Genomic DNA, 22,015 nt, shown 5'->3' with positions numbered 1-22,015 from the left:
TTAATGAAAAAATTAACATACATATTATTCATTCTGGCGATATTTCATACAAATGCCTGTGCACAAGCGCCTAAATCATATATTGTCACTCATATTGTTAATAAAACTATTGACAAGGGAGAATATGTTGATGACAAAAGAATTGATAAAAAAGATAAGGCAAGCACTAATAACCTTATTTATATATCCAGTCCAAAAAAAGACAGTATTGCTTTTTACAGGTTTACAGACTCGCAGTCATCAGAAAAGAAAGTACCTGATGTATATATCTTAACAAAAAATGAAAATACTCTTTTGTTAACCTCTAAAAACGAAAGTTATACAAACAACCTTAAAATTGCTTTCAATGGAAAGGATAAAACAATTTTAGTGGGAGACAAGGATGTATTCTATTTAAATGCTCCTTATTTCAGCTTTTTACAGAAAAACGTTAATGAGAATTTAAACATTCCAGATCTTATTGATTTTTTGGAAGACTTTCTGCCAGGATATAATCTCGGTGATTTAAAGTATATTTCTTCATATGAAAAGTACAAACATAAAGACTTTAAAATATTAAAAGGCTATATGGAATCCTATAGAACTCAGGCAAGTGATTATCTGGACAAATGGAATCTGAAGTTTTCATATGACGATAAAGGAATGCCAAAATATGTTTTAAAAGAATCTGTAGAAGGAGATCAGGAACTGGAGAAAAAAATGTTACCGTCCAATAAAGGATCTTTGAAATATTCCAAGCATACCAATGTTGAAAGCAGGCTTATTACTGACAGTGAAATCTTTATAGATCCAAACAAAAATGTATATGATGAAAAAGTGGCTTCCGTGCAGGTAGGATTGGGAAAAGAAACTCGATATGAAACAAAACAGCTTTCTTATAAAAGATTTCCAACAAATGTCTTTACGCTAAACTCAACGAGTATTTCTAAAATTATTTCATCAAAATAAAATACTTATTTAAGATGATTAAAGATAAAAGATAGCAAGAATAAAAAAAATCTATTATTTTGATAAGATTCTATTTGTATAAATGTCAACAGAAGAGATGCTTTTGATAGAACTGTTAAAATATTTAAAGATGATAAATAAAATTTCTTTATTACTTCTGCTTTCGGGGATCAGTTGTCATTCCCAATCGTCTAAAGTTGAGTCTTTATTAAAATCAAATGAAATTGTAGCTCAGCTCCATAATGACTTTAATAATGATGGAACTCGTGACGATTTATACGTTCTAACATTAAAAAATGCAAAAGAACCTGAGGAACTCACTCAAAGAAAGCTAATTATTGTTTTTAAGAATAAAAATAATACAGAATTATCTACTTATGAAAATGATATGATTTTTCCATGTAAAGAATGCAGTGGTAAATCCGATATGAATATTGACAATTTAAAGTTTGAAAATAATTTACTTTCTTATACAACTTGCATTGCTCCTGTTGCTTCGGATAAATATTCTGTTATTGATTTTACATTGAAATTTTCAAACAATAGTTTTAATCTTTATAAATACAAAGAAAGTTATTTCTCGGTTGAAGCAGATAATGATGCTGCGATACAATTAGAGGCTGCTGATTTTTCTAAGACAAAATTTAGCTATTATGATTGGGTTGCAAACAAAAGCTGGTTGGATTATGTTATTATTTCTTCCCAAAACATCACTAAAATAAATGATTTTGCTTTGAACCTTGAAAGTATAAACCCTGCAGTATCGGTTAATGTATTGCAAAAGATCATTCAAAAATATCCGGATCGGGTTGTAGCTTATCTTAATATTGCAAACAGCTATTGGAACATAGGAAAAAAAGAGAAAGCTGCAGAAAATTATAAAACATATCTTTCTTTAATGAAATCCCAAAAAAAAGATCTTAATAAAGTGCCAAAATATGTGGAAGAAAGAATAAAATGATAAAATACCTATTCAATATATTATTTATTTTTTTGTTTAGCCTGTCTTCATATGCTCAGGATGTCTTTGTTTTAAAAGATTCAGTCTGTATTTCTAAGGAATGCTTTGAGTTGCAGGAGTTAAAAATTGAAACTAAGAATACTGGAATTTATAAGAAAATTCAAAAAAGCTATGACCTTTTTAATGGTACTTTTTTCGACAGTCCCGATAAAAGATTAAACGCCAAAAAAGATACTTTAAAAAACTTAATTTCAACAAATTCGCTACGTGATAACCAATATGGATTTGAAAATTATAAAATTTATCTGAATAAAAACGGATTGCTTAATGTATCATTACATATTCAGTCTTATGGTTCCCCATGGGAAGATACAGTCTATTATTTCTTTGATGAAATGAATGATACCGAAGTTGGAGAAAACTTATTTGTCAACAAAAAAATGCTTTTACAGGTATGTCGTAAAAAATTAAAGAAAGATAAAACTATATCCTTTCCTATAAAGAATCTCAGTCAATATAAGATAAATACCAATATCGCAGGAAACATAACAGGCATAGATTTCATTTTTTATGATGAAAAAAATAGAAACAATAGCGGTTATCCTGAATATTCAGTTTCTTTTACATCGAAAGAAATTGAGAAATTTATTGCGCCACAATACAAAAAACGATTGATGTAAAAGATTAAGTAAATTGAAACACTTGTCATAAAATTTAAAACTAAATCTGAAAAATATACCTTAAAAAGTGTATTTTACATCACAAAATCAACTAAATGAAGAATGTTTTTATTGTGTTTTTGTGATGGCTTTCCATGCGACAATTTTTGCTCAAAAAGGCAGCTATAGCTATTGTATGAAGGCCTGGAATTTCATAAAATATTACCATCCTGATTTTGCCGGAGGGAAAAAAGATGCCGACAGCCTCTTTTTGGAAACGATAGGAAAGGTAAATGAAAATACAGATGAAAATACAATCATTACCCTTCTCTCAAAAAATCTGAATAATATATTTACCAGTGCTCCGGTGATTGATAACCCAAAAGATATACTGGCGGTTAATCAAAACTTCAAATGGTACCAGAAAAATAAAAACATCAGTTCAGAAAACAAGATACGATTAAATGATATTTATAATCATAGATTTGTTACTGAAACAGAAAAGAAAGACAAACAATCTGATTCTAAAACCAACGAGTTCAAAAAAGATGAAAATCTGCCTTTAGCCCACCGTTTACTGGCACTGGCCAAATTACAGGGCGCTATCGATTATCTTTATCCGCACAAATATCTGATGGATAAAAATGCTGAGGTTTATTTCTCAGATCTGGTAGATCAGTCCATTCATTGCACTTCCAGAAAAGATTTTGAGATCATTCTGGCAAAAGTAGTTTCTAAAATGGAAGATACCCATTCCTTCAGATTTTATGATCAGCTAAACTTTAAAAATGAAATTTTCCACAGATTATACTATCCACCTTTCGATTATGTGATCATGACAGATCATCTATTGGTAACCAAGCTTATTTTACCCGAAATCTGTTCCAAAGCCAATATTCATGTTGGAGATCAAATAACAGAGATCAATGGTAAAAATATCAGTGAGATACTTAAAGAAAAGAAAGAGCTGCTTTCTACCTCCAATTCCGAAACATTTTTGTACCTGATATCGGATTTTCAGAAGAATCTTATCTGGCCTGATAATCTGGCTCGCAAAAGCTTAAAAATACAGTCAAAAGATAAGAAAACCTATCTTTCAGACACAGAGTTTGTTAATTTTACTGACAAACAACAGCTTGGCGTTGTTACAGAATACATTCGGAACAAAATCCGTCAGAAGCAGCAGTATACAATAGATCATAAAGATATTGCCTATTTTAAAATCAATGATGCCTTTGCTTTCACAAATAATATCCCTGATGATAAACTCGATGAACATATGGATTCTATTTTCAGAGAAGCTTCCTCAAAAAAGCTATTGTCTTTGATATGAGAGGATATCCGGACTGGGGAGGTTTTGTATTTCATTATGTGTACAAATATTTCTCTCCGGTAGAAAACCATTTTGGAAAATATTATAAACCCAATCCAAAAAATGTAGGAACATATATTCCTATCACTTATGATACATTTGGAACTTATTATCCTGATATTAAAAATAAAACCACTCATCCTTACAAAGGAAGAGTTTTCATGATTGTTAATCCTGAAACTTTAAGCATGAGCGAATGGAACACGATGAATCTTCAGAATATCTTTCCTCAATCCAAAACCTTTGGTCAAAGAACAGCAGGTGCTGATGGCGACGTCAGAACGATAAAACTTCCGGGTGGTTACAATCTTGAATTTACCGGAAATGGTATTTTCTATTATAACGGTTCTCAAACCCAAAAAGTAGGAGTAAGGATCAATGAATTTATTGAGTATTCCGATGATGATATTATTCAGAAACGGGATCTGGAACTTGAAAGGATTTTGAAAGATCTGTAAAAAAATAAAAACCTCTGAAAGTTTTCAGAGGTTTTTGTACCTGATTAAAGTGACATATATTCTTAATTAACTACTGCTTTAAATTCTCTAGATTTTAATATATTCAAGATATTATTTTCACTATATTAAATTTATCAAATTATTAGATAATTCTTTTTTTAAATTAGAACCAAATGCCTAAAAAAATAAATAAATCGAAAAAGAAAAGAAATTTGCAAGTAAGTGTTGTTCTAAGTTGGAAAGATGTTTTTCCTGGAAAAGTTGAGAAAAGAACTGTTTTAGATATATTAGCTGGAATTGATCCTGATACTCTATTATTAACAATTTGTGCTGTAAACCAATCTTTTATTTCTGGAGTGCCATTTGAAATGAACTTAATTGAATCTTTATCCGCCTTTGAAAAAAAGAAATATAGATCTGAGATAGTTAGTATATTAAGCACTATCAATAAGAAAAATTCTGGTTCTATTGTACATGAAACTAAATGTATTTTTAATGTTAAAGGGAATAGTTTATTAATCAATAAAATCGTTGAAAATTATGATTATTTAAAAAATAAAGCAAACCCAGAATTTGAGTCTTTTCCTTTCATTTTAGCATATTTAGTTTTTAATGTTGATATTTTTCCTCGTAATAAATTTATGGATGATATACCAGATAAATACTTTAAAAGTTTGTCTCAATTTATTATATCATCGAAGACAATTGATTTTGATTTTGTTTATCACCAGCTTTTTATTTTTGTTAGATTGCGATCATTATTGAATATTTATGTAGGAATTACGATGACTTTTTGCAAAATTTTGAATCAAGGTTTAATATAAATGGCTTAGATAAGTATATTTTTGACCAATTATCATTACTAAATTATTTGGATGATAAAAATTATATACATTTTGATCCAAAGAATGAGAATGAATCTAAAATGAAAGAATATTGTGAAGAGCTTTGTATAAATTCACTATTTAATAAAGAAAACAGAGGCAAAGTCGAACTAAAATATTATCCATTGCTTAAAGACCTTGAAAATGAAAATGGCTATTTTGTATTAAACAAAGCTTATTTTTTTCTCAATTTTTATCATAAAATAAAATTTCAAACATTTCAATTTTTAACTGAAGATTATAATGCATTTAATTCATATAACGAGTTCTCTTCAGAGTATGCTGAAAAAGGTGGAGAAGAAATATTATTTAGGAATTTAATTCAGTTATCTTTAAAAAATAAATATTATAAAGTAATTTTTAATGAAGAAGACAAGTCACTAATTGATTGTATGATTTTTAATAACAGGCATATTTTCTTATTTGAATTCAAAGATTATGAAAGTATTAATAGGTTGGATTCTATTTATGATTATAAAGAAGTTGAGGAAATAATTGATAAAAATTTTATCAAGAAAAAAGGAATATCTCAATTAATATCAATGATGGACAAATTAAAGAATAATAATAACTTTAATGAGTTTGTTATTAAAAAAAATATCAAATTTCAGAATATTGAAATTTATCCTGTGATTGTTGTTTCAAATTCCTTTTATAATATTCCTTCATTAGAACATTATTTAACTCTCAAAATGTTTGAAAAAATAAATTTATCCAAACTAAACTTTAAAAAAATTCATAATTTGGTAATATTAGACTTGAATTCATTAGTCGAATTAACTTACTATAATAATCAATTTGATCTGATAAAATGTCTTAAAGAATATGCATTGAAAAAAAGTAAATTTAATGAAAATGTAAGCTTACCTAATTATCCTTCTTTCAGAGACAATTTCATAAAGTCAGACTTTGTTAAGAATTCTAATTTCCTTATACAGTTTTTAAAATTAACAAATTTTGAAAACAATAAAGATATTGCAGAAATGCCTAATAATTTTTTTTAATAATAGATATAACGAAAAGAGTTAATGTAATTTATTGAAGTATAGAAAAAGTTAACAATTGAAAAAACCTCTGAAAGTTTTCAGAGGTTTTTTGTACCCAGGACCGGGATCGAACCGGTACTCCTAAGAACTGGTGTTTGAGACCAGCGCGTCTACCAATTCCGCCACCTGGGCTTGATGTTGATTCCAAGCGTGATGCTTGTTTCAAATTGGTGTGCAAATATAGGAACTTTTTTCAATGTTCAAAAGCTTTTTAAAGAATTTTTTTAAAAAATAATTTCCAAACCATCGTAGGCAAGGTGCATTCCGACCGGAAGCTGCTTATCTTCAATATCATGCAGCCCTAAATGATGGCTGATGTGCGTTAAAAATAATTGCTTAGGTTTTAGCTCTTCAAACAGCTTAATAACATCCGGAAGGATAAAATGAGCAGGATGGGGATCAAATTTCCTGATACAGTTTAAGATCAGAATGTCCAGATCCTTTAGTTTTTCCTTTTCCGTTTCAGAAATAAATCCGGCATCTGTAATATAGGCCAGCTTTTTAAATTTATATCCAAAAACAGTAATTTTATAGTGAATTACTTCCACAGGAGTGATTTCCGTATCCAGTACCTGAAAAGGCTTATTTTCAATTTCGTGAAGTTCAAAAGCGGGTGCACCGGGATATCTTACGTCTGCAAAAGCGTAAGGAAACCTGTTTTTTATTTCGTGGGCAACTCTTGAATAGCAATATAGCGGAACATCTTTTCCACTTTTAAAAATCAGAGGACGCATATCATCCAGTCCGATCACATGGTCATTATGTTCATGAGTGATCAACGCAATGTCTACGTTATGTTCGTGGTTGGTAAGCATTTGCTGCCTGAAATCCGGACCGCAGTCGATCAGTATTTTTTTATTTTCCTCCGTAGTTACCATCACGGAAGAGCGCAAGCGATTGTCTTTGGGATTTTCGGAAGTACACACTTCGCATGTACAGCCTATAACGGGTACACCTTGAGAAGTACCAGTTCCTAAAAATTTCAACTTCATTTTGTTTTGAGGTTGGTTTAATTTTGGTAAATTTACAAAAAATTTCATGTCCTAATGTATCAGAAACTAACTCCTAAACAAAAAGCATTAACAATTAATCTAGATCCTACTATTTATGGTACTTTCGCAGAAATTGGAGCAGGGCAGGAGACTGTTCGCCACTTTTTTAGAGCAGGGGGAGCTTCCGGTACGATTGCTAAGGCAATGTCTGCTTATGACAAAGATTTTAGTGATGCCATCTACGGAAAGGAAGTAAAAAACAGGTACGTTACCCAGAACAGGCTTCGCAAAATGCTTCGATATGAAGTAGCTTTGATTGAAGAGAGAATTTCAAGAGATAATAATCCTGATAGAAAATTCTTTTCTTATGCCAATACGGTAACTACCATCAATTTCGACAAGACTGTAAGAGGCCACGGCTGGGTAGGGATCCGTTTTCAGACTAAAGAAAATGAAGATTACAATGAAATCGTAATTCACGTAAAATTCAAAGAAAATGATGCCACTCTTCAGCAGGAAACCCTTGGGAATCTTGGAGTGAACCTTATTTTCGGAGCCTTCCATTATTTTGACAATCCAAGAACTTTAGTAGAATCTCTTTACGATGATATTGCAAAAGATAATCTGGAAATTGACATGATCGACTTTAGCGGACCCGCTTTTGCCTATGTTGATAACAGACTGATGTCTCTTCAATTGGTAAAAAATGGAATGACGGATGCCGTGATCTTCAATTCTGAAGGAAACAACATGCTTCCGGCAGATGTATTGTACAAGAAAAATATTTTCGCGGTGAGAGGAAGTTTCAGACCGGTAACGAAAGTGAACATTGATATGCTTAAAAACGGTATGGACATGTTCTTCAAAGATGCCACCTGTACCCACGAAGAAACAGAAGTTCTTATCGAAATCACCATTTCCAATCTGAGAGCAGACGGAGATATTGATGAAAGAGATTTCCTTGATAGAGTAGACATCCTCGGAAAACTGGGGTATACCGTTATTATTTCAAATTTCTCAGAATATTACAGACTGATAGACTATTTTGCGTCTTACACAAGTGGAGACATCGGTGTAGCAATGGGTGTAAACAATATGTTGATGGTATTTGATGAGAAATATTATCAAAACCTTTCAGGAGGAATTCTGGAGGCATTCGGTAAGTTTTTCAGAAACGGAATGAGAGTATATCTGTATCCTTATAAAGATCCTGAAACACACCAGTTACTGGATTCTTCAAACCTGAAAGTGGAAGAAAATCTGAAAGAATTATACAAATATTTCAAGCACAACAACCGTATTGTAGATATTACCAATTATAATCCGGAATTCCTGGAAATTTATTCCAGAGAAATTTTGAGAAAAATAGCATGTTGTGTAAAAGGCTGGGAAACTCAGGTACCGGAAGGCGTAGCAGAAATGATCAAAGAGCGTGGAATGTTCGGATATAAAGAAGAACTTTCCTTAAAACAATTCTCTTAAAATATAAATACAATGTCAGAATTAAAGAAAAGACTTTCCTCAATTCTTGAAAGTCCTAAACATAATACAGAAGAAAAACTTGAAAAAGTTTGTCACCTGCTGGATCAGGAAATTCCTTATTTCAACTGGACGGGTTTCTATTTCAAAAATGGAGATAAGGATGAGTTGATTTTAGGGCCTTACGTTGGAGCGCCGACAGATCATACCATTATTCCTTACGGTAAAGGAATCTGCGGGCAGGTAGCGGTTTCCAATGAAACATTTGTAGTTCCTGATGTACACGAAGAAAGCAACTATTTAAGCTGCTCCATTGATACAAAAGCGGAGATCGTAGTTCCGATTTTTAAAGATGGCAAAAATATCGGTCAGATTGATATTGACTCTCATACCATCGATCCTTTCACGAAAGAAGACCGTGAATTGTTAGAATGGCTTTGTAACGAAGTTTCTAAGATTTTGTAATAGAAACTTAATATAAAATATAAACTCCGGCTAAATCAGCCGGAGTTTTTTTATGGATTATTAGTGGTAATAACAAACATAATTAAAGGCTCATCACCCGTGTTTTCAACAGAATGATATCCTATAGAACTGATGGCTGTAATATCTCCTTTCTGAAGTGTTTTCTTACGTATGGGTCCATCTGTTCCGGTTCTTTCACGATACTCTCCGGTTCCGTGAAAGACCACATATAATTCTTGTTCATTTCTTACACTATGGGTATGAAACCCGGATTCATCCCCTTTGTTGAGTAAAACCATATAGGAGGCCAAACGGTTATTCGCCAGCTCTTTTTGGTCAAACATCTGGATCATGTATACTGTTCCGTTTCCACCATACATATTTTCACGTTTTTCCAGTCGTGTAATGGTTCTTTCGTCTTTTTCAAAGGCCATTACATAAAGGTTAATGTATTTTGAAACTTCCTGTATAACGTGATCGAATTCTTCTCCTTCAGATAATATAACGGTACCAGACATGTGAATTGAATATTTAAAGTTTAATGTTTAGGGTTTAAAGTTTAAAGATCATGGTGAAAATTAGCTTTGCTGCATTGAATGAATTTCTGAGAGAAGTTCTTTAAAATAATTCTCACACTTCGCAATATGAGTTCCATACCAGGAAAATGCCTCTCCATCCACAATCATAATCTTTTTATCAGGATAGAAAGCCTGCAGTTCCTCAATATGTTTTTCTTTAAACGGAAATGGCTCGGAAGAAAGCATAATAATATCCGCATCTGCCAGATCTTCAGTGGTGATTTGAGGATATCGTGTTTTATCTTTAAAAATATTTTCGAAACCAATTTCAGATAAAATCCTGTGAATAAAGGTATCAGAACCAATGGTCATATAAGGTTTATTCCAGATGAGATAAGCGGCTTTAACAGGAGCATCCAGCTTGGCCTGATTCAGAATATCATAAATTTTAAGATTGAATAGTTGAGCTCTGTCTTCCTTTCCAAAGAGTTTTCCGAGGTTTTTAAGCAAATAATAATTATCCTCAATCGTGTCAATATTGGTGACCATTACTTTATAATCGTCCATCAGAGCTTCTACCTGTTCTTTTACATTCTCTTCCTTATTGGCAAGAATAAGATCCGGCTGTAAAGCTTTTATTTTCTCAATATTGATATTTTTAGTTCCCCCGATTACAGCTACATTTTTTATTTTATCCTGAGGGTGAATACAGAATTTTGTTCTTCCTACAACTTCATTTTCAGTAAGTCCAAGGTCAAATAAAGCCTCAGTAATAGAAGGTACAAGTGAAACGATTTTCATATTGGCATGTTAGATGATGCCTAAAATTACAAAAGTTTTCCGGTTAAGAAAAGTCCGGCTACGGTAAAATAGATAATAAGTCCCGTTACATCCACTAAGGTTGCTACAAATGGAGCAGAAGAAGTAGCAGGGTCAAGATTAAGTTTCTTTAAAACAAACGGGATCATAGAACCCGATAATGTTCCCCACAACACAATAGCAACGAGGGAAACAGAAACACTTAATCCAACGTATACCCAATACTGGCCATAATCAAAAAGACCTATCTGCTGCCAAAGCATGATTCTTAAAAATCCAATAACTCCCAAAATTGCCCCAAGGCATAATCCGGAGATAATTTCTTTTTTCATAACATACCACCAGTCCTTCAGACTAATCTCCTGAAGTGCCATTGCACGGATAATCAAGGTAGCAGCCTGAGATCCGGAATTTCCTCCACTGGAAATAATCAGTGGAACAAATAGGGCAAGAACAACAGCTTTTTCAATTTCTTTATCAAAATATCCCATTGCGGAAGCCGTCAGCATTTCCGAAACAAATAAAATGATCAGCCAGGTTGCCCTTTTTTGATCATCTCTGTCCATGAAGTTTGGATATAGGGAAGATCCAATGCTTCCAATCCCCCAAATTTCTGAATATCTTCCGTGTTCTGCTGTTCAATCTGGTCAAGGATGTCATCTATCGTTACAATACCTACCAGAACACCTGCTTCTGTAATAATAGGAAGAGCACCGCGGTCATACTTCTCAAAATATGTTACCGCATCCTCTTTGGAAGTAGTAGTAGTAATGGCTACGAAATGATTGTCTGTAATATCAGAAACCAAAGTATCTTCCTCTTCTAATAGTAAAGTTCCGATAGCAAGGTCATCAATCAGACGGTTTCTTTCATCCACCACATACAGGTAGTTCATGGTTTCCACCCTTTTTCCGACCTTTTTTATCTGCTGTAGACATCTTTTTACCGTCCATTCCTTACGGATCTGAATATAATAAGGAGTCATCAAACGGGCAATAGAATCTGAGTTGTACCCAAGAAGCTTTAAAGCAATTCTTCTTTCCTGTGGATTAAGGTGGTTGATGGAATACTTGATAAGCTCATCCGGGAAGTCCTCAAACAGAGCGGTTCTGTCATCCGGAGTCATTGCATTCAGAATTTCGGAAACTTCATCACTTCCGATACTTCTGATGGTATCCTCTTGAAAGTCAGGATCAAGGTGTGAAAAAACTTCTGCTTTGTACTCTTTCGGAACCTTCAGGAACGCGAGTAACCTCTCATCAGCATGGAGTTCGCTGAGAGTTTCGGCAATATCGGCAGGGTTGAAGATAAGTTCGTCTCTAGAATTCAAAACGTGAAATTTTTTGGATATGCAAAAATAATTCAAATTTTTAAGACTGGCCAATAAAGTGTCAAAATTAAGGATTAATTAAAGTTTAGTGCTTCAGTATAAGTATAAAAAAACACCCGCCGAAGCGGATGTTCAAAAATTAAATTTTAAATTCCAATATTCTTTACATTGGTTCGCATTCTGAAGTAGGAATATAGGTACAAACTGCATTAGTACAGCATTGGTATGGTCCGCAATCTGAATTGTCACCACACTTTTTTATTCCGCTTCCTTTAATATTTCTTTGCTCTAGTCTGTTGAGCTTCTTAAGATTTGAATTTTTCATGATCATCCGTATATTAAGATTAAGGCTCTATCATACAATCGTGATCAATACACTCTCCGTTACAGCAATATCCAACAGAGCAAGGTCTTGTTATACTGCATCTGAACGGTCCGATACCACCATTAATTTGTTTGGCAGCTTCTCGGCTAAGTTTCTTTAGATTTTTCATTTAGTTTTGATTTAATGTTGTACTAAAATAGTAAATATTTCTATATTGTTTATTTTATAGTAAAAATATTTAATATAATCAGGAATTTTATTTGAATTTTTAAATAAAAAACACCTACAAATGCAGGTGTTTGTAATGATCATATATTATTCCAGAGGACATGGATTGATAACACAGATGTTGTGACAACATGATCCACCCGGACATTCGTAATGTTCTGTACATCTTTTGAAAGGTCCGCTGCCTTTGATTTCCTTTTGTACTTGTCTGCTGAGTTTTTTTAGATTTTTCATGAGATTTGATTTTTATAGTTAGTTTTATTTTTATTCAATACAAATGAAAGGTGAACAGGTTCCAAAACAACACCATCCAACGGAACATGGTCTTGTTTCACTGCATCTCTCAATGGATCCGCCATTAATTTGTTTTGCTTTTTCTCTGCTGAGCTTCTTTAAATTTTTCATGAGATTTTGGTTTTAATGTTGAACTAAAATAGTAAAAAATATTTAATAATTCCTTATTTAGTGAAAATATTTAATTGTTAATCAGTTATTTATAATATTGTTTACATGAAAAACACCTGTTTATACAAGTATACAAGTGTTTTAATATAACATGAAAATTTTATAGTTCAGGACATGGATAAGCTACACATGCTCTATGGCAGCAGGAGCCACCAGGACATTCAAAATGGTATTGACATTTCTGCAGACGTATAATACTTCCAAGAATTTCTTTCTGGCTTTTTCTGCCCAGGCGCTTTAGATTTGAATTTTTCATAATAATATTTAGATTTAAGATAAAACTAAACTAATGAAAGCTTTCAAATCACTGATAAACAAGTGGATATTCTAAAGGATAAGATCTATAAAAGAATTAAGAATTAAGAATTAAGAATTAAGAATTAAGAATTAAGAATTAAGAATTAAGAATTAAGAATTAAGAATTAATCTGATATCTGCATGAAAAAAATCACAATTGACTTGCAAAGCAAAATTGAAAATTGACGATCAAAGTTCTTATATTCCAACCTTAAACCTTAAACCTTAAACCTTAAACCTTAAACTCAAAGCTCTGCTTCCGTGGGTTTCAGTTTTCTCAGTTTTTTGATGATTCCTTTGATGGCTCCTTCAGTTCCGATTTTAACGGAGTTGGTTGTAGAGCCCAGCAGGCGCATATTTTTTCGGTAAGTATCGTGATCTGTTTCCGTGACAAGGTTTCCGTCAGCGCCAAAAAGTTTCATACTGACAACCACCTGATTGGAGAAAACATATTTTCCAAATCCTACTTTGAAATATCTCACTTTGGAAACAATAGCAAAATCTGCATCATTATTGAGACAGTAGTCTACAATTGTTTGTTTGTCTATACTGTCAAAGGAAACCTGAACTTCTGCACGGAGCATTTTATTTCTTCTACCGCTGAAATTATCGGTAACTGCATCAAAGAAAGCGTTGTTGGTAGGGTCTTTTATTTCGTCAATATCAGGCTCTACCTCGGGATTGAAGTAGAGAACTTTTTTTATTTTATCATCAGTATTTTTCTGGGCTTTTACCGAAGTAAGTCCGATGAATAAAAAAGTAGTGACAGCTGTGAAGAATATAATTTTTTTCATTTGTAATTCGTATGCAAAATTACTGCCTTTTCATTGGATTACATAGAATTTATTAAGAAATTTTTAACATTTTTTCTATCAAATTTGATATATGAAATCAATAATGTTTGCAGAATCAAAAAATAGTCGTAATTTTGCACCCGTTACATAATAATCATTAAACAATATTGGAATGTACTTAACAACAGACAAAAAGCAGGAAATTTTCGCAAAACACGGAAAATCTGCACAAGACACAGGGAGTGCTGAAGGACAAATCGCTCTTTTCACTTTCAGAATCAACCACTTATCTCAACACCTAAAGGCTAACCGTCACGATTTCAACACAGAGAGATCTCTAGTGAAATTGGTAGGTAAGAGAAAAAGTTTATTAGATTACCTTAAAAACAAAGATATCGCAAGATATAGAGCAATTATTGCTGAACTAGGTTTAAGAAAATAATCTATAAAGATTTTCAAAATAAAAAGCAACTTCGAAAGAGGTTGCTTTTTTGTTTTTACATTAAAAAGGATTTTTACCGCAAAACCACAAAAGTTTTTTAAGAAATTACTCAATGCTTGAGAAACGTATTTAGATTCCTACGGAATGAGAAACTTCATGGATAGGGCATCTTTGCAATTGTGTCATTCCGCAGGAATCCAGACATATTAACCCAATGAGAAAATCATCAACTGAAGTTACAATCCTGAAAAAAATATCAACCGAAGCTGTAAAAATTCCCCTCCCTCGGAGGGGTGGCGAAAATTCAAAGAATTTTTGACGGGGTGGTCAGCTACTTTACGACAAAAACTCACTCTGGATTCTTCCCAATCTTCCCCAAATGTGTATTCTGAAAACTGTCCGGATACTTCAATCCATAGCCCAGAATCCTGTCAAAAGCAGAATGAGAAAATAAAATTGCCCCAGCCACTTGTAAATAAGGCAGAGAAAGGGCTGTTCCTGCCAAATAAACTATGATTGCAAGCCCCAATGATGGAAGAGATTATAACAAAAAGCCCCCACTTTAGTATTAATCGTATATCCCAGCATGGAAATATCCGGAGCAAAGAAAAGTCCGGCAAACCACCACCAGGAATATCCTGTTTGAGCAAAAGCATATATTCCTAATAATAGAAATGCAGCGTATTCAAGCTTTAACTGTATTTTCATAATAATTGTGTAATTTATAAGATAAGTTCAATTTTTTGATGAAAAGTTACATTTTAAGGTGTGAAAAAAGAAAACGGAATACCTTTGAGATATTCCGCTTTATACATTTTGATTGAATTTGATTTTAATGCCCTGATTTGGCTTCAGTGGTTTCCACATGACCCAGATATTTGGTGCAGTAAGCTCCAAAGATTAGAATAACCAGATAGCAGAATACAGGAATAATAAATGAATGCTGTACTCCAAACTGATCTGCAAGATACCCCTGGAATATAGGAACGATAGCTCCCCCCAGAATAGCCATTACCACTAATGAAGATCCCTGGCTGGTATATTTACCCAGTCCTGAAATAGCCAGTGTATAAATATTGGAGAACATAATAGAATTGAAAATTCCAATTCCTAGGATGCTGTACATTGCAAGCTCACCATGATTCACCATTGCAGAAATCAATAATACCACATTGATGGCTGCAAAGATGGATAATGTTCTTGCCGGAGCTGCTTTACCCACGAAAAAGGCAATGAAATTAAGAACAATGAATACAAGGAAAAAGCTGATCTGAGAGAAAGTAAGGTTCACAATACTGAAAATCACAAGGAAAACAGCTCCTGCCGCTCCCAACATATAAAGAGCTTTTTTACTCTGGCTTAACGATTGGTTTAAAGAGATGGCTCCAAGAAAACGGCCGATCATCGCACCTCCCCAATATAGGGAAAGATAATTCTTACTGATGATTTCGTTAAAGCCCATAATCTGTGGCTGCTCCAGGAAGCTGATGATAAAACTTCCTACGGCTACTTCTCCTCCTACATAGCAGAACATAGCAAATACTCCGAACTTCAAGTGACTGAATTCTAGCGCTCCCCAACCTTTTACAACTTCTTCTCCACCTGTCTGGAATGAAGGAAGCTTAACTCTGGAAATCAATAAAGCGACCAGTAAAAGAATTCCTGCGAAAATAAGATAAGGAATTCTTGTTGCTACTGCACTGAATGATCCGTCCGGAGATGAGAAAAATTCAAAAATAAGGTGGCCTCCAAGCACAGGAGCAATCGTTGTTCCGAATGCATTGAATGCCTGAGTCATATTCAGTCGGCTGGAAGCAGATTCTTCACTTCCCAGCAATGAAACATAAGCATTGGCAGTAATCTGCAGCACTGTGAAACCCAACCCCAGAATAAACAAAGCTCCCAAGAATAGAGGATAATACGAAAACGTAGCTGCCGGATAAAACAGAACACAGCCAAAAGCCGCCAGAAAAATTCCGAACAGGATTCCCTTTTTATACCCTAATTTATTGATGGGATCTCCTTTCGTGATAGAGATCATAAAATAAATCAGTGATCCGATAAAGTAAGCTCCGAAGAAACAGAACTGCACCAGCATGGACTCGAAAAAGGTAAGATTGAAAAGTTGTTTCAGATAGGGAATCAGGATGTCATTCATACAGGTGATGAATCCCCACATAAAAAACAGCAGGGTGATGGTAATCAACGGCACCGTATAATTCCTGCTTTGAGATTGTACTTCTTTATTAATCATAAACATTTATTTATCTGTATTAAGGATAGTTCCTTAACTTTTTTACCTACAGCATTGTAATTGGTGAAGTAGGGCAAATATAGGGATCAGCCTATTGGTTTGCAATAATTTTATTGTTTTTTAGTTTAAAATAAATACTTTTTTTCAAACTAACACATTATTTTCATTTTTTGAGACAATAATACAAAAACAACAGGATTTTTCAATACATTATTCTCAAAAAACACTTTTTTATTTTCACAAATGATGAGTAAGTTGATATTACCCATACAAATTTTAAAACTTTCATCAATTGATAGCCAATTTTTTGTATTTTGAAAGTCTATTTATGCAATTGAAAAATTTAATATATCATTATTATATAGTACCTTTGCACACGAAATTTAAAGAGTTTAAATATTAATTCATACTCAATACGGAGTATTAAGAAGACAAATTTATGAGTATACCTCAAGCGTTTACAGAAATGATTACTCTTGCAGATGGCAGAGAAATCACTATCGAAACAGGGAAATTAGCCAAGCAGGCTGACGGATCTGTGGTAGTAAAAATGGGTGGAACAATGCTTTTAGCAACTGTTGTAGCCAATAAAGAAGCCAATCCTGGTGTAGATTTTTTACCATTAACAGTAGATTATAGAGAAAAATTCTATGCAGGTGGAAGAATTCCTGGAAACTTTTTCCGTAGAGAAGCAAGACCTTCTGATCAGGAAATTCTAACAATGCGTTTAGTAGACAGAGTTCTACGTCCGCTTTTCCCTGAAGATTTCCATGCGGAAGTACAGGTGATGATTTCATTAATTTCTTACGACGGAAAAACAATTCCTGATGATTTAGCAGGTTTAGCAGCTTCTGCAGCTATCGCTATTACTGATATCCCTTTCAACGGGCCTATGTCTGAAGTAAGAGTGGTAAGATTTGACGGAAAACTTGCAATTAATCCAAGCTATGAAGAATTGAAAAATTCTGAATTAGACATCATGGTTGGAGCTACTAAAGACTCCATCGTAATGGTAGAAGGAGAAATGAAAGAAATTTCTGAGCAGGAAATGTTAGAAGCTATTAATTTTGGTCATGCTGAAATTAAAAAGCAAATTGAAGCTCAGGAAAGATTAGCAGAAAAAGTAGGTAAGGCTTTCCCTAAGAGAGAATATTCTCACGAAACTCATGACGAAGAAATTCGTGAAAAAGTTTGGAAAGAAACTTACGATAAAGTATATGAAGTAGCAAGAACTCCATCTGGTAAAGAAGAGAGAGGAGATAAATTCAAAGCGGTTCGTGAAGAGTTTTTAGCTCAATATGCCGAAAACGAAGAAGAATTGGAAAGAGTAACTCCTTTCGTAAAAGTATACTACCATGATGTAGAGAAAGAAGCTATGCGTCAGATGATCCTTGAAGACAATATCCGTCTTGATGGTCGTGATCCTCAAACGATCCGTCCAATTTGGTCAGAAATTGACTATCTTCCGGGAGCTCATGGTTCTGCAATATTTACAAGAGGTGAAACTCAATCTCTAACAGCAGTAACTTTAGGTTCTGTGAAGGATGCCAATATGGTAGACAGCGTAATCACGCAACACGACGAAAAATTCTTCTTACACTATAACTTCCCTCCATTCTCTACAGGTGAAGCAAGACCTCTAAGAGGAACTTCAAGAAGAGAAGTAGGACACGGAAACCTTGCTCAGAGAGCATTACAGGCGGTTATTCCTGAAGAAAATCCATACACAATCAGAATTGTTTCTGATATTCTGGAATCAAACGGATCATCTTCAATGGCGACAGTTTGTGCAGGAACATTAGCATTGATGGATGCAGGGGTGAAAATTACAAAACCTGTTTCCGGTATTGCGATGGGATTGATCACAGATGCAAAATCTGGTAAATTTACTGTACTTTCTGATATCTTAGGAGATGAAGATCACCTTGGTGATATGGACTTCAAAGTAACAGGTACGGCAGATGGTATTACAGCTTGTCAGATGGATATTAAAATCCAGGGACTTTCTATGGACATCATGGAAAAAGCTTTGATGCAGGCTAGAGACGGAAGATTACACATTTTAAATAAAATTACTGAAACGATTTCTGAGCCAAGAGCTGACGTGAAGCCTCATGCGCCGAAAATGGTAGTAATGGAGATTTCTAAAGACTTCATTGGTGCTGTAATCGGGCCTGGAGGGAAAATCATTCAGCAGATGCAGAAAGATACTGATACTGTGATTGCTATTGAAGAAATTGGAGAAATCGGACGTATCGAAATTGCAGGAACAGACAGAGAGAAAATCAATGCTGCTGTTGCTAAGATCAATGAAATTACTTTCGTACCGGTTATAGGTGAAGTTTACAAAGGTAAAGTAGTGAAAGTAATGGACTTTGGTGCATTCGTAGCGATTGCTAAAGGAACAGAAGGACTTCTTCATATTTCTGAAATTGAATGGGCTCGTCTAGATAAAGTTCCTTATGCAGAAGGTGATGAAGTAGAAGTGAAGTTCATGGGTTATGATGATCGTAAGAAAATGAAACTTTCCCGCAAAGTTCTTCTACCAAGACCTCCAAGACCGGAAGGACAAGGTAGACCAGAAGGTCAAAGAAGACCAGAAGGACAAGGAAGACCTGAGGGACAGAGAAGACCGGAAGGACAAAGAAGACCTGAAGGAGAAAAACCACAAGGAGAAAAACCAGTGGAAAACGAAACGCCTTCTAACGAAGCTTAATAAGATTCATTCTTAAGCATAAAAAATCCCTCAATTTGAGGGATTTTTGCTTTTTTAGGTCATTGCAAAATATGTAGCATTGAAGCAATCTCACTTTTGGAAATTATAAGATTGCTTCGCCTTCAGCTCGCAATGACGTTATTTCGTTCCAATTCTCTGTTTCAGATCCTCAGCGCCTCCTGTCTTTCTTGGCTGTCCGTTTTTGGAAGAACCAAAATTATAAGTATAAGAGATTGTAGCCACGCGTGTATCTCTTTTTACTGCGAAGTTCTCTATATAATCATTATAAACTGTTTGGCCTTTGATATTACTTGTAAAAAACATATCGGTAAATGCCAGCTTTAAAACACTGTTGTTTTTAAATTTCTTTTGCGCTCCTATATTCAGATACCAGTTCGGGCTCATATTCAGGTAAGCGTAGACTTCTCTGGCCTTGTAATTTCCGGTAAGTTCGGCTGTGAATCCATTTCCCAGTTTAAAGGAGTTGATGCTGTTAATGCTAAATGTAAAGTTCCCCTTATTATTGATCTGAGTGCCGGAAATATTTCCCGTGTAGGAGCCATAGTAAAAATTGGCACTGTTGTTCATATCCCACCATTTGGTCACTTTCACCGGAGCAATCAGGTTTAAACCGAAATAAGAAGCAGAACTCAGGTTTTCAATCGTCTGTACCGTTACTACCTGTCCGTTTTCTATGACAGGTTTTAAGATGTCTGTGATGTTGTCAGAAGTCTTGCTATAGCTTAATGTGGCAAAATACTTATTGCTCAGGCTATAGGTCAGTTCATAATTCATCGTGATTTGCGGGTTCAGATCAGGATTTCCGGCTTTCAAAGTTGTAGGATCAAGATAGAATTTAAAAGGATTCAGCTGGTTGTAGCTGGGCCTTGTAATTCTTCTGCTGAAATTGATTTCAAGGTTGCTTTTTTCCGTCAGATCATAACTCAAAACAGCACTTGGGAATAGTTGAGTATAATTTCTTTTATTGATCTGATTGGTGGTGATCTGAGTTCCTTTTACATTCGTGTTTTCAAGTCTTAAACCTCCGGTAGCTTTGAATTTTTCCCATTTTTTGGAAACATTTCCGTAGACCGCATTGATGTTTTCCTCATAAATAAAATGATTGGTTTTATTAAGATCAGGAATGAGAGTGCCGGAAGTTGCATTGAAGAACTTCAGGTCATTATCTGTTTTAACAAAACTGGTTTTTACTCCACTTTCCAGTTTCCAGTCGTTGCTGAAGTTTTTCGTAAGATCAGATTTTAAAGAATAAATATTCAGGTTTCCATCCATATCTCCTTTAATAATGTCAAGATTATCTGCTCCAGTGGATATTTCATGCGTTCTTGTATCAAAACTCTGTAAAGATGAATTGGCATAATTGATGTAGTCAAAATCGGTAGAAATATCAGAACCCAGAGAATCAATCGTGTATTTATGATTAAAGTTGAATGAAAGATTGGTCCATTTGTCATTCGATCTGTTGACGGTGGTGAATGAGCTTTCCGGAAGATAGTTGCTGCCGAGCGTTACGTTGGAATTATCCCCGTTCACATTGAATTTGTTGGAAACCAATCCTACAGAAAATCCGAGTACATTTTTATCGTTCAGGTAATAATCCATTCCCGCTTTGGCCACATGGCTGTTGAATTTGAATCTCAGATAATTATCCTGTACATAAGCCTTTTTGAAATTATTGTCTTCATAAAAGTTTCTGTCGAGAACCAATCCATTGTAAGCTTCCCTGTACGCAAAGCTATAATTTCCGAAAATATTGATCTTTTTATTTCTATGATTGATGCTAAAACTGTTGTTGTTTTTCACATATTTACCGGTGCCTAAAGACGTAGAAATGCTTCCGTTAGTTCCTTTTCTCTGCTCCTTTTTAAGTTTGATATTAATAATGGCAGATCCAGCTGCATCATATTTTGAAGAAGGGTTGGTGATGAATTCTATCTTCTCAATGGTAGAAGAGGGGATCCCTTTCAGGTAATTGGCAAGATCAGCTCCGGTCATAGGCGTGTTTTTACCATCGATCTGAATTAAAAGGTTTCCTTTCCCGCGAAGACTGATATTATCGTTGTTATCAATATTCACTCCCGGTGCCTTTTCCAGAACTTCAAAAGCTGAATTTCCTGTGCTGGCAATGCTGTTTTCAACATTCATGATCATTTTTCCGTCCTGTCTTTCGATAAGAGGCTTGGCTTTTGTAATCGTTACTCCTTCAATAGATTTTACATTCAGGTCAATGGGGTTGAGGATTTTACTTTTGGTCAGTGAAATATTTTCCGAATGATACACTTCAGCACCATTTTTATTAATCTTTAGCTGATAAGTTCCTTCTTTTAAATCATTAAAATTAAACTTACCATTGCTATCGGCAACTTCTGTTTTGATTAATTTCTGCTCTGCATCAAAGAGATTAATTTCCATTTGTTCTGTTTTGCCGGATTGTATGTTTCCTGACAAAGACAAACTCTGTGCATTCTGTTGGGCTGCTAACTTACTGTTGAACAGGATCAGCATCCAGACAAGTAAGAGTGAAAATATTCTGGTCATAGCG

Annotated in this window: 21 protein-coding genes, 1 tRNA gene and 2 pseudogenes; 11 read left to right on the top strand and 13 right to left on the bottom strand. The window is 34.1% G+C overall.

Annotation, left to right across the window (positions count from 1 at the left end; genetic code table 11):
- Nucleotides 1–3 precede the first annotated feature (3 nt).
- From BOQ62_RS04130 to BOQ62_RS04100, 7 genes are all read left to right on the top strand, one after another.
- A complete protein-coding gene (locus BOQ62_RS04130; protein WP_129037358.1) occupies nt 4–948 on the top strand; it encodes a hypothetical protein in 945 nt (314 codons plus the stop codon).
- Between the two features lie 82 nt (nt 949–1,030).
- Nucleotides 1,031–1,909: a tetratricopeptide repeat protein gene (locus BOQ62_RS04125; RefSeq protein ID WP_129037356.1), complete on the top strand. Its 879-nt coding sequence runs from the start codon at nt 1,031–1,033 to the stop codon at nt 1,907–1,909.
- The gene (locus BOQ62_RS04120; protein ID WP_129037354.1) at nt 1,906–2,589 is read left to right on the top strand and encodes a hypothetical protein; all 684 of its coding nucleotides are present in this window, start codon (nt 1,906–1,908) and stop codon (nt 2,587–2,589) included. The genes BOQ62_RS04125 and BOQ62_RS04120 overlap by 4 nt, the downstream gene beginning before the upstream one ends.
- A 175-nt stretch (nt 2,590–2,764) precedes the next feature.
- Nucleotides 2,765–3,901, top strand: a complete 1,137-nt coding sequence (locus tag BOQ62_RS04115; protein WP_129037352.1) for a PDZ domain-containing protein — start codon at nt 2,765–2,767, stop codon at nt 3,899–3,901.
- On the top strand, nt 3,898–4,398 hold the full coding sequence (locus BOQ62_RS04110) for a S41 family peptidase (protein WP_129037350.1): 501 nt from the start codon (nt 3,898–3,900) through the stop codon (nt 4,396–4,398). Before BOQ62_RS04115 ends, BOQ62_RS04110 begins: the two co-directional genes overlap by 4 nt.
- Nucleotides 4,399–4,571: 173 nt before the next feature.
- Nucleotides 4,572–5,222, top strand: a complete 651-nt coding sequence (locus BOQ62_RS04105) for a hypothetical protein (RefSeq protein ID WP_129037348.1) — start codon at nt 4,572–4,574, stop codon at nt 5,220–5,222.
- A 47-nt stretch (nt 5,223–5,269) separates the two neighbouring features.
- Nucleotides 5,270–6,286 carry a hypothetical protein gene (locus BOQ62_RS04100; protein ID WP_129037346.1) on the top strand — a complete coding sequence of 339 codons (1,017 nt, stop codon included), beginning with the start codon at nt 5,270–5,272 and terminating at the stop codon, nt 6,284–6,286.
- A gap of 94 nt (nt 6,287–6,380) precedes the next feature.
- Here the strand turns inward: BOQ62_RS04100 and BOQ62_RS04095 are convergent.
- Together BOQ62_RS04095 and BOQ62_RS04090 are read right to left on the bottom strand one after the other, a co-directional pair.
- Nucleotides 6,381–6,460: transfer RNA gene (locus BOQ62_RS04095), tRNA-Leu, on the bottom strand.
- Nucleotides 6,461–6,552: 92 nt separating this feature from the next.
- Nucleotides 6,553–7,320 (bottom strand): MBL fold metallo-hydrolase, encoded by a 768-nt coding sequence (locus tag BOQ62_RS04090; RefSeq protein WP_129037344.1) that lies wholly within the window; start codon nt 7,318–7,320, stop codon nt 6,553–6,555.
- Between the two features lie 54 nt (nt 7,321–7,374).
- On the opposite strand from BOQ62_RS04090, the gene BOQ62_RS04085 reads away from it, so the two are divergent.
- Complete coding sequence (locus BOQ62_RS04085) at nt 7,375–8,802, top strand: nicotinate-nucleotide adenylyltransferase (RefSeq protein WP_105702911.1); 1,428 nt, start codon at nt 7,375–7,377, stop codon at nt 8,800–8,802.
- Between the two features lie 12 nt (nt 8,803–8,814).
- On the top strand, nt 8,815–9,264 hold the full coding sequence (locus BOQ62_RS04080) for a GAF domain-containing protein (protein ID WP_034692242.1): 450 nt from the start codon (nt 8,815–8,817) through the stop codon (nt 9,262–9,264).
- A gap of 50 nt (nt 9,265–9,314) precedes the next feature.
- Here BOQ62_RS04080 and BOQ62_RS04075 read toward each other — a convergent pair whose 3' ends face one another.
- The 8 genes and pseudogenes from BOQ62_RS04075 to BOQ62_RS04060 all read right to left on the bottom strand — a co-directional run bounded on the left by BOQ62_RS04075 (nt 9,315) and on the right by BOQ62_RS04060 (nt 14,040).
- Entirely contained in the window at nt 9,315–9,782 is a 468-nt protein-coding gene (locus BOQ62_RS04075; protein ID WP_129037342.1) for a cupin domain-containing protein, read from the bottom strand.
- Nucleotides 9,783–9,842: 60 nt separating this feature from the next.
- Nucleotides 9,843–10,583 carry an ABC transporter substrate-binding protein gene (locus tag BOQ62_RS04070; protein ID WP_129037341.1) on the bottom strand — a complete coding sequence of 247 codons (741 nt, stop codon included), beginning with the start codon at nt 10,581–10,583 and terminating at the stop codon, nt 9,843–9,845.
- A gap of 26 nt (nt 10,584–10,609) precedes the next feature.
- A pseudogene (gene mgtE / locus BOQ62_RS04065) lies at nt 10,610–11,931 on the bottom strand (magnesium transporter).
- Nucleotides 11,932–12,094: 163 nt separating this feature from the next.
- Nucleotides 12,095–12,256: a hypothetical protein gene (locus BOQ62_RS22365; protein WP_164976670.1), complete on the bottom strand. Its 162-nt coding sequence runs from the start codon at nt 12,254–12,256 to the stop codon at nt 12,095–12,097.
- A gap of 19 nt (nt 12,257–12,275) precedes the next feature.
- On the bottom strand, nt 12,276–12,425 hold the full coding sequence (locus BOQ62_RS22360; RefSeq protein ID WP_164976669.1) for a bacteriocin-like protein: 150 nt from the start codon (nt 12,423–12,425) through the stop codon (nt 12,276–12,278).
- A gap of 146 nt (nt 12,426–12,571) precedes the next feature.
- Nucleotides 12,572–12,718, bottom strand: coding sequence for a bacteriocin-like protein (locus BOQ62_RS22355; protein WP_164976668.1), 147 nt, complete (start codon nt 12,716–12,718; stop codon nt 12,572–12,574).
- The gene (locus tag BOQ62_RS23820; protein WP_262708299.1) at nt 12,715–12,843 is read right to left on the bottom strand and encodes a hypothetical protein; all 129 of its coding nucleotides are present in this window, start codon (nt 12,841–12,843) and stop codon (nt 12,715–12,717) included. The genes BOQ62_RS22355 and BOQ62_RS23820 overlap by 4 nt, the downstream gene beginning before the upstream one ends.
- 648 nt (nt 12,844–13,491) lie before the next feature.
- Nucleotides 13,492–14,040 carry a pyruvate decarboxylase gene (locus BOQ62_RS04060; RefSeq protein WP_129037339.1) on the bottom strand — a complete coding sequence of 183 codons (549 nt, stop codon included), beginning with the start codon at nt 14,038–14,040 and terminating at the stop codon, nt 13,492–13,494.
- Between the two features lie 172 nt (nt 14,041–14,212).
- Here BOQ62_RS04060 and rpsO point away from each other — a divergent pair, with 172 nt between their 5' ends.
- Nucleotides 14,213–14,482, top strand: coding sequence for a 30S ribosomal protein S15 (gene rpsO, locus BOQ62_RS04055; RefSeq protein ID WP_034692246.1), 270 nt, complete (start codon nt 14,213–14,215; stop codon nt 14,480–14,482).
- Between the two features lie 427 nt (nt 14,483–14,909).
- Here rpsO and BOQ62_RS04050 read toward each other — a convergent pair.
- Nucleotides 14,910–15,190: pseudogene (locus BOQ62_RS04050) on the bottom strand (DUF4260 domain-containing protein); the annotation flags it as partial.
- Nucleotides 15,191–15,314: 124 nt separating this feature from the next.
- Nucleotides 15,315–16,736, bottom strand: coding sequence for a sugar MFS transporter (locus BOQ62_RS04045; RefSeq protein WP_129037337.1), 1,422 nt, complete (start codon nt 16,734–16,736; stop codon nt 15,315–15,317).
- Between the two features lie 439 nt (nt 16,737–17,175).
- Between BOQ62_RS04045 and BOQ62_RS04040 the strand changes: the two genes are divergently transcribed.
- Nucleotides 17,176–19,452, top strand: coding sequence for a polyribonucleotide nucleotidyltransferase (locus BOQ62_RS04040; protein WP_129037335.1), 2,277 nt, complete (start codon nt 17,176–17,178; stop codon nt 19,450–19,452).
- Between the two features lie 138 nt (nt 19,453–19,590).
- Here the strand turns inward: BOQ62_RS04040 and BOQ62_RS04035 are convergent, their stop codons facing one another.
- Complete coding sequence (locus tag BOQ62_RS04035; protein WP_129037333.1) at nt 19,591–22,011, bottom strand: TonB-dependent receptor; 2,421 nt, start codon at nt 22,009–22,011, stop codon at nt 19,591–19,593.
- Between the last annotated feature and the right edge of the window lie 4 nt (nt 22,012–22,015).

This window comes from Chryseobacterium sp. CH21 (assembly GCF_004119445.1).
In the GTDB taxonomy this organism is placed as follows: domain Bacteria; phylum Bacteroidota; class Bacteroidia; order Flavobacteriales; family Weeksellaceae; genus Chryseobacterium.
This window is presented reverse-complemented; position numbering and strand designations above follow the sequence as displayed.

Excerpts from the sequence above, each read along its gene's own strand:
- BOQ62_RS04115 (WP_129037352.1), top strand. The coding sequence starts at position 2,765 with ATGAAGGCCTGGAATTTCATAAAATATTACCATCCTGATTTTGCCGGA.
- BOQ62_RS04110 (WP_129037350.1), top strand. The coding sequence starts at position 3,898 with ATGAGAGGATATCCGGACTGGGGAGGTTTTGTATTTCATTATGTGTAC.
- BOQ62_RS04080 (WP_034692242.1), top strand. The coding sequence starts at position 8,815 with ATGTCAGAATTAAAGAAAAGACTTTCCTCAATTCTTGAAAGTCCTAAA.
- BOQ62_RS04125 (WP_129037356.1), top strand. The coding sequence starts at position 1,031 with ATGTCAACAGAAGAGATGCTTTTGATAGAACTGTTAAAATATTTAAAG.
- BOQ62_RS23820 (WP_262708299.1), bottom strand. The coding sequence starts at position 12,843 with ATGGCGGATCCATTGAGAGATGCAGTGAAACAAGACCATGTTCCGTTG.
- BOQ62_RS04090 (WP_129037344.1), bottom strand. The coding sequence starts at position 7,320 with ATGAAGTTGAAATTTTTAGGAACTGGTACTTCTCAAGGTGTACCCGTT.
- BOQ62_RS22355 (WP_164976668.1), bottom strand. The coding sequence starts at position 12,718 with ATGAAAAATCTAAAAAAACTCAGCAGACAAGTACAAAAGGAAATCAAA.
- BOQ62_RS22360 (WP_164976669.1), bottom strand. The coding sequence starts at position 12,425 with ATGAAAAATCTAAAGAAACTTAGCCGAGAAGCTGCCAAACAAATTAAT.
- BOQ62_RS04045 (WP_129037337.1), bottom strand. The coding sequence starts at position 16,736 with ATGATTAATAAAGAAGTACAATCTCAAAGCAGGAATTATACGGTGCCG.
- BOQ62_RS04060 (WP_129037339.1), bottom strand. The coding sequence starts at position 14,040 with ATGAAAAAAATTATATTCTTCACAGCTGTCACTACTTTTTTATTCATC.
- BOQ62_RS22365 (WP_164976670.1), bottom strand. The coding sequence starts at position 12,256 with ATGAAAAATTCAAATCTTAAGAAGCTCAACAGACTAGAGCAAAGAAAT.
- BOQ62_RS04070 (WP_129037341.1), bottom strand. The coding sequence starts at position 10,583 with ATGAAAATCGTTTCACTTGTACCTTCTATTACTGAGGCTTTATTTGAC.
- BOQ62_RS04130 (WP_129037358.1), top strand. The coding sequence starts at position 4 with ATGAAAAAATTAACATACATATTATTCATTCTGGCGATATTTCATACA.
- BOQ62_RS04040 (WP_129037335.1), top strand. The coding sequence starts at position 17,176 with ATGAGTATACCTCAAGCGTTTACAGAAATGATTACTCTTGCAGATGGC.
- BOQ62_RS04105 (WP_129037348.1), top strand. The coding sequence starts at position 4,572 with ATGCCTAAAAAAATAAATAAATCGAAAAAGAAAAGAAATTTGCAAGTA.
- BOQ62_RS04085 (WP_105702911.1), top strand. The coding sequence starts at position 7,375 with ATGTATCAGAAACTAACTCCTAAACAAAAAGCATTAACAATTAATCTA.
- BOQ62_RS04035 (WP_129037333.1), bottom strand. The coding sequence starts at position 22,011 with ATGACCAGAATATTTTCACTCTTACTTGTCTGGATGCTGATCCTGTTC.
- BOQ62_RS04120 (WP_129037354.1), top strand. The coding sequence starts at position 1,906 with ATGATAAAATACCTATTCAATATATTATTTATTTTTTTGTTTAGCCTG.
- BOQ62_RS04075 (WP_129037342.1), bottom strand. The coding sequence starts at position 9,782 with ATGTCTGGTACCGTTATATTATCTGAAGGAGAAGAATTCGATCACGTT.
- rpsO (WP_034692246.1), top strand. The coding sequence starts at position 14,213 with ATGTACTTAACAACAGACAAAAAGCAGGAAATTTTCGCAAAACACGGA.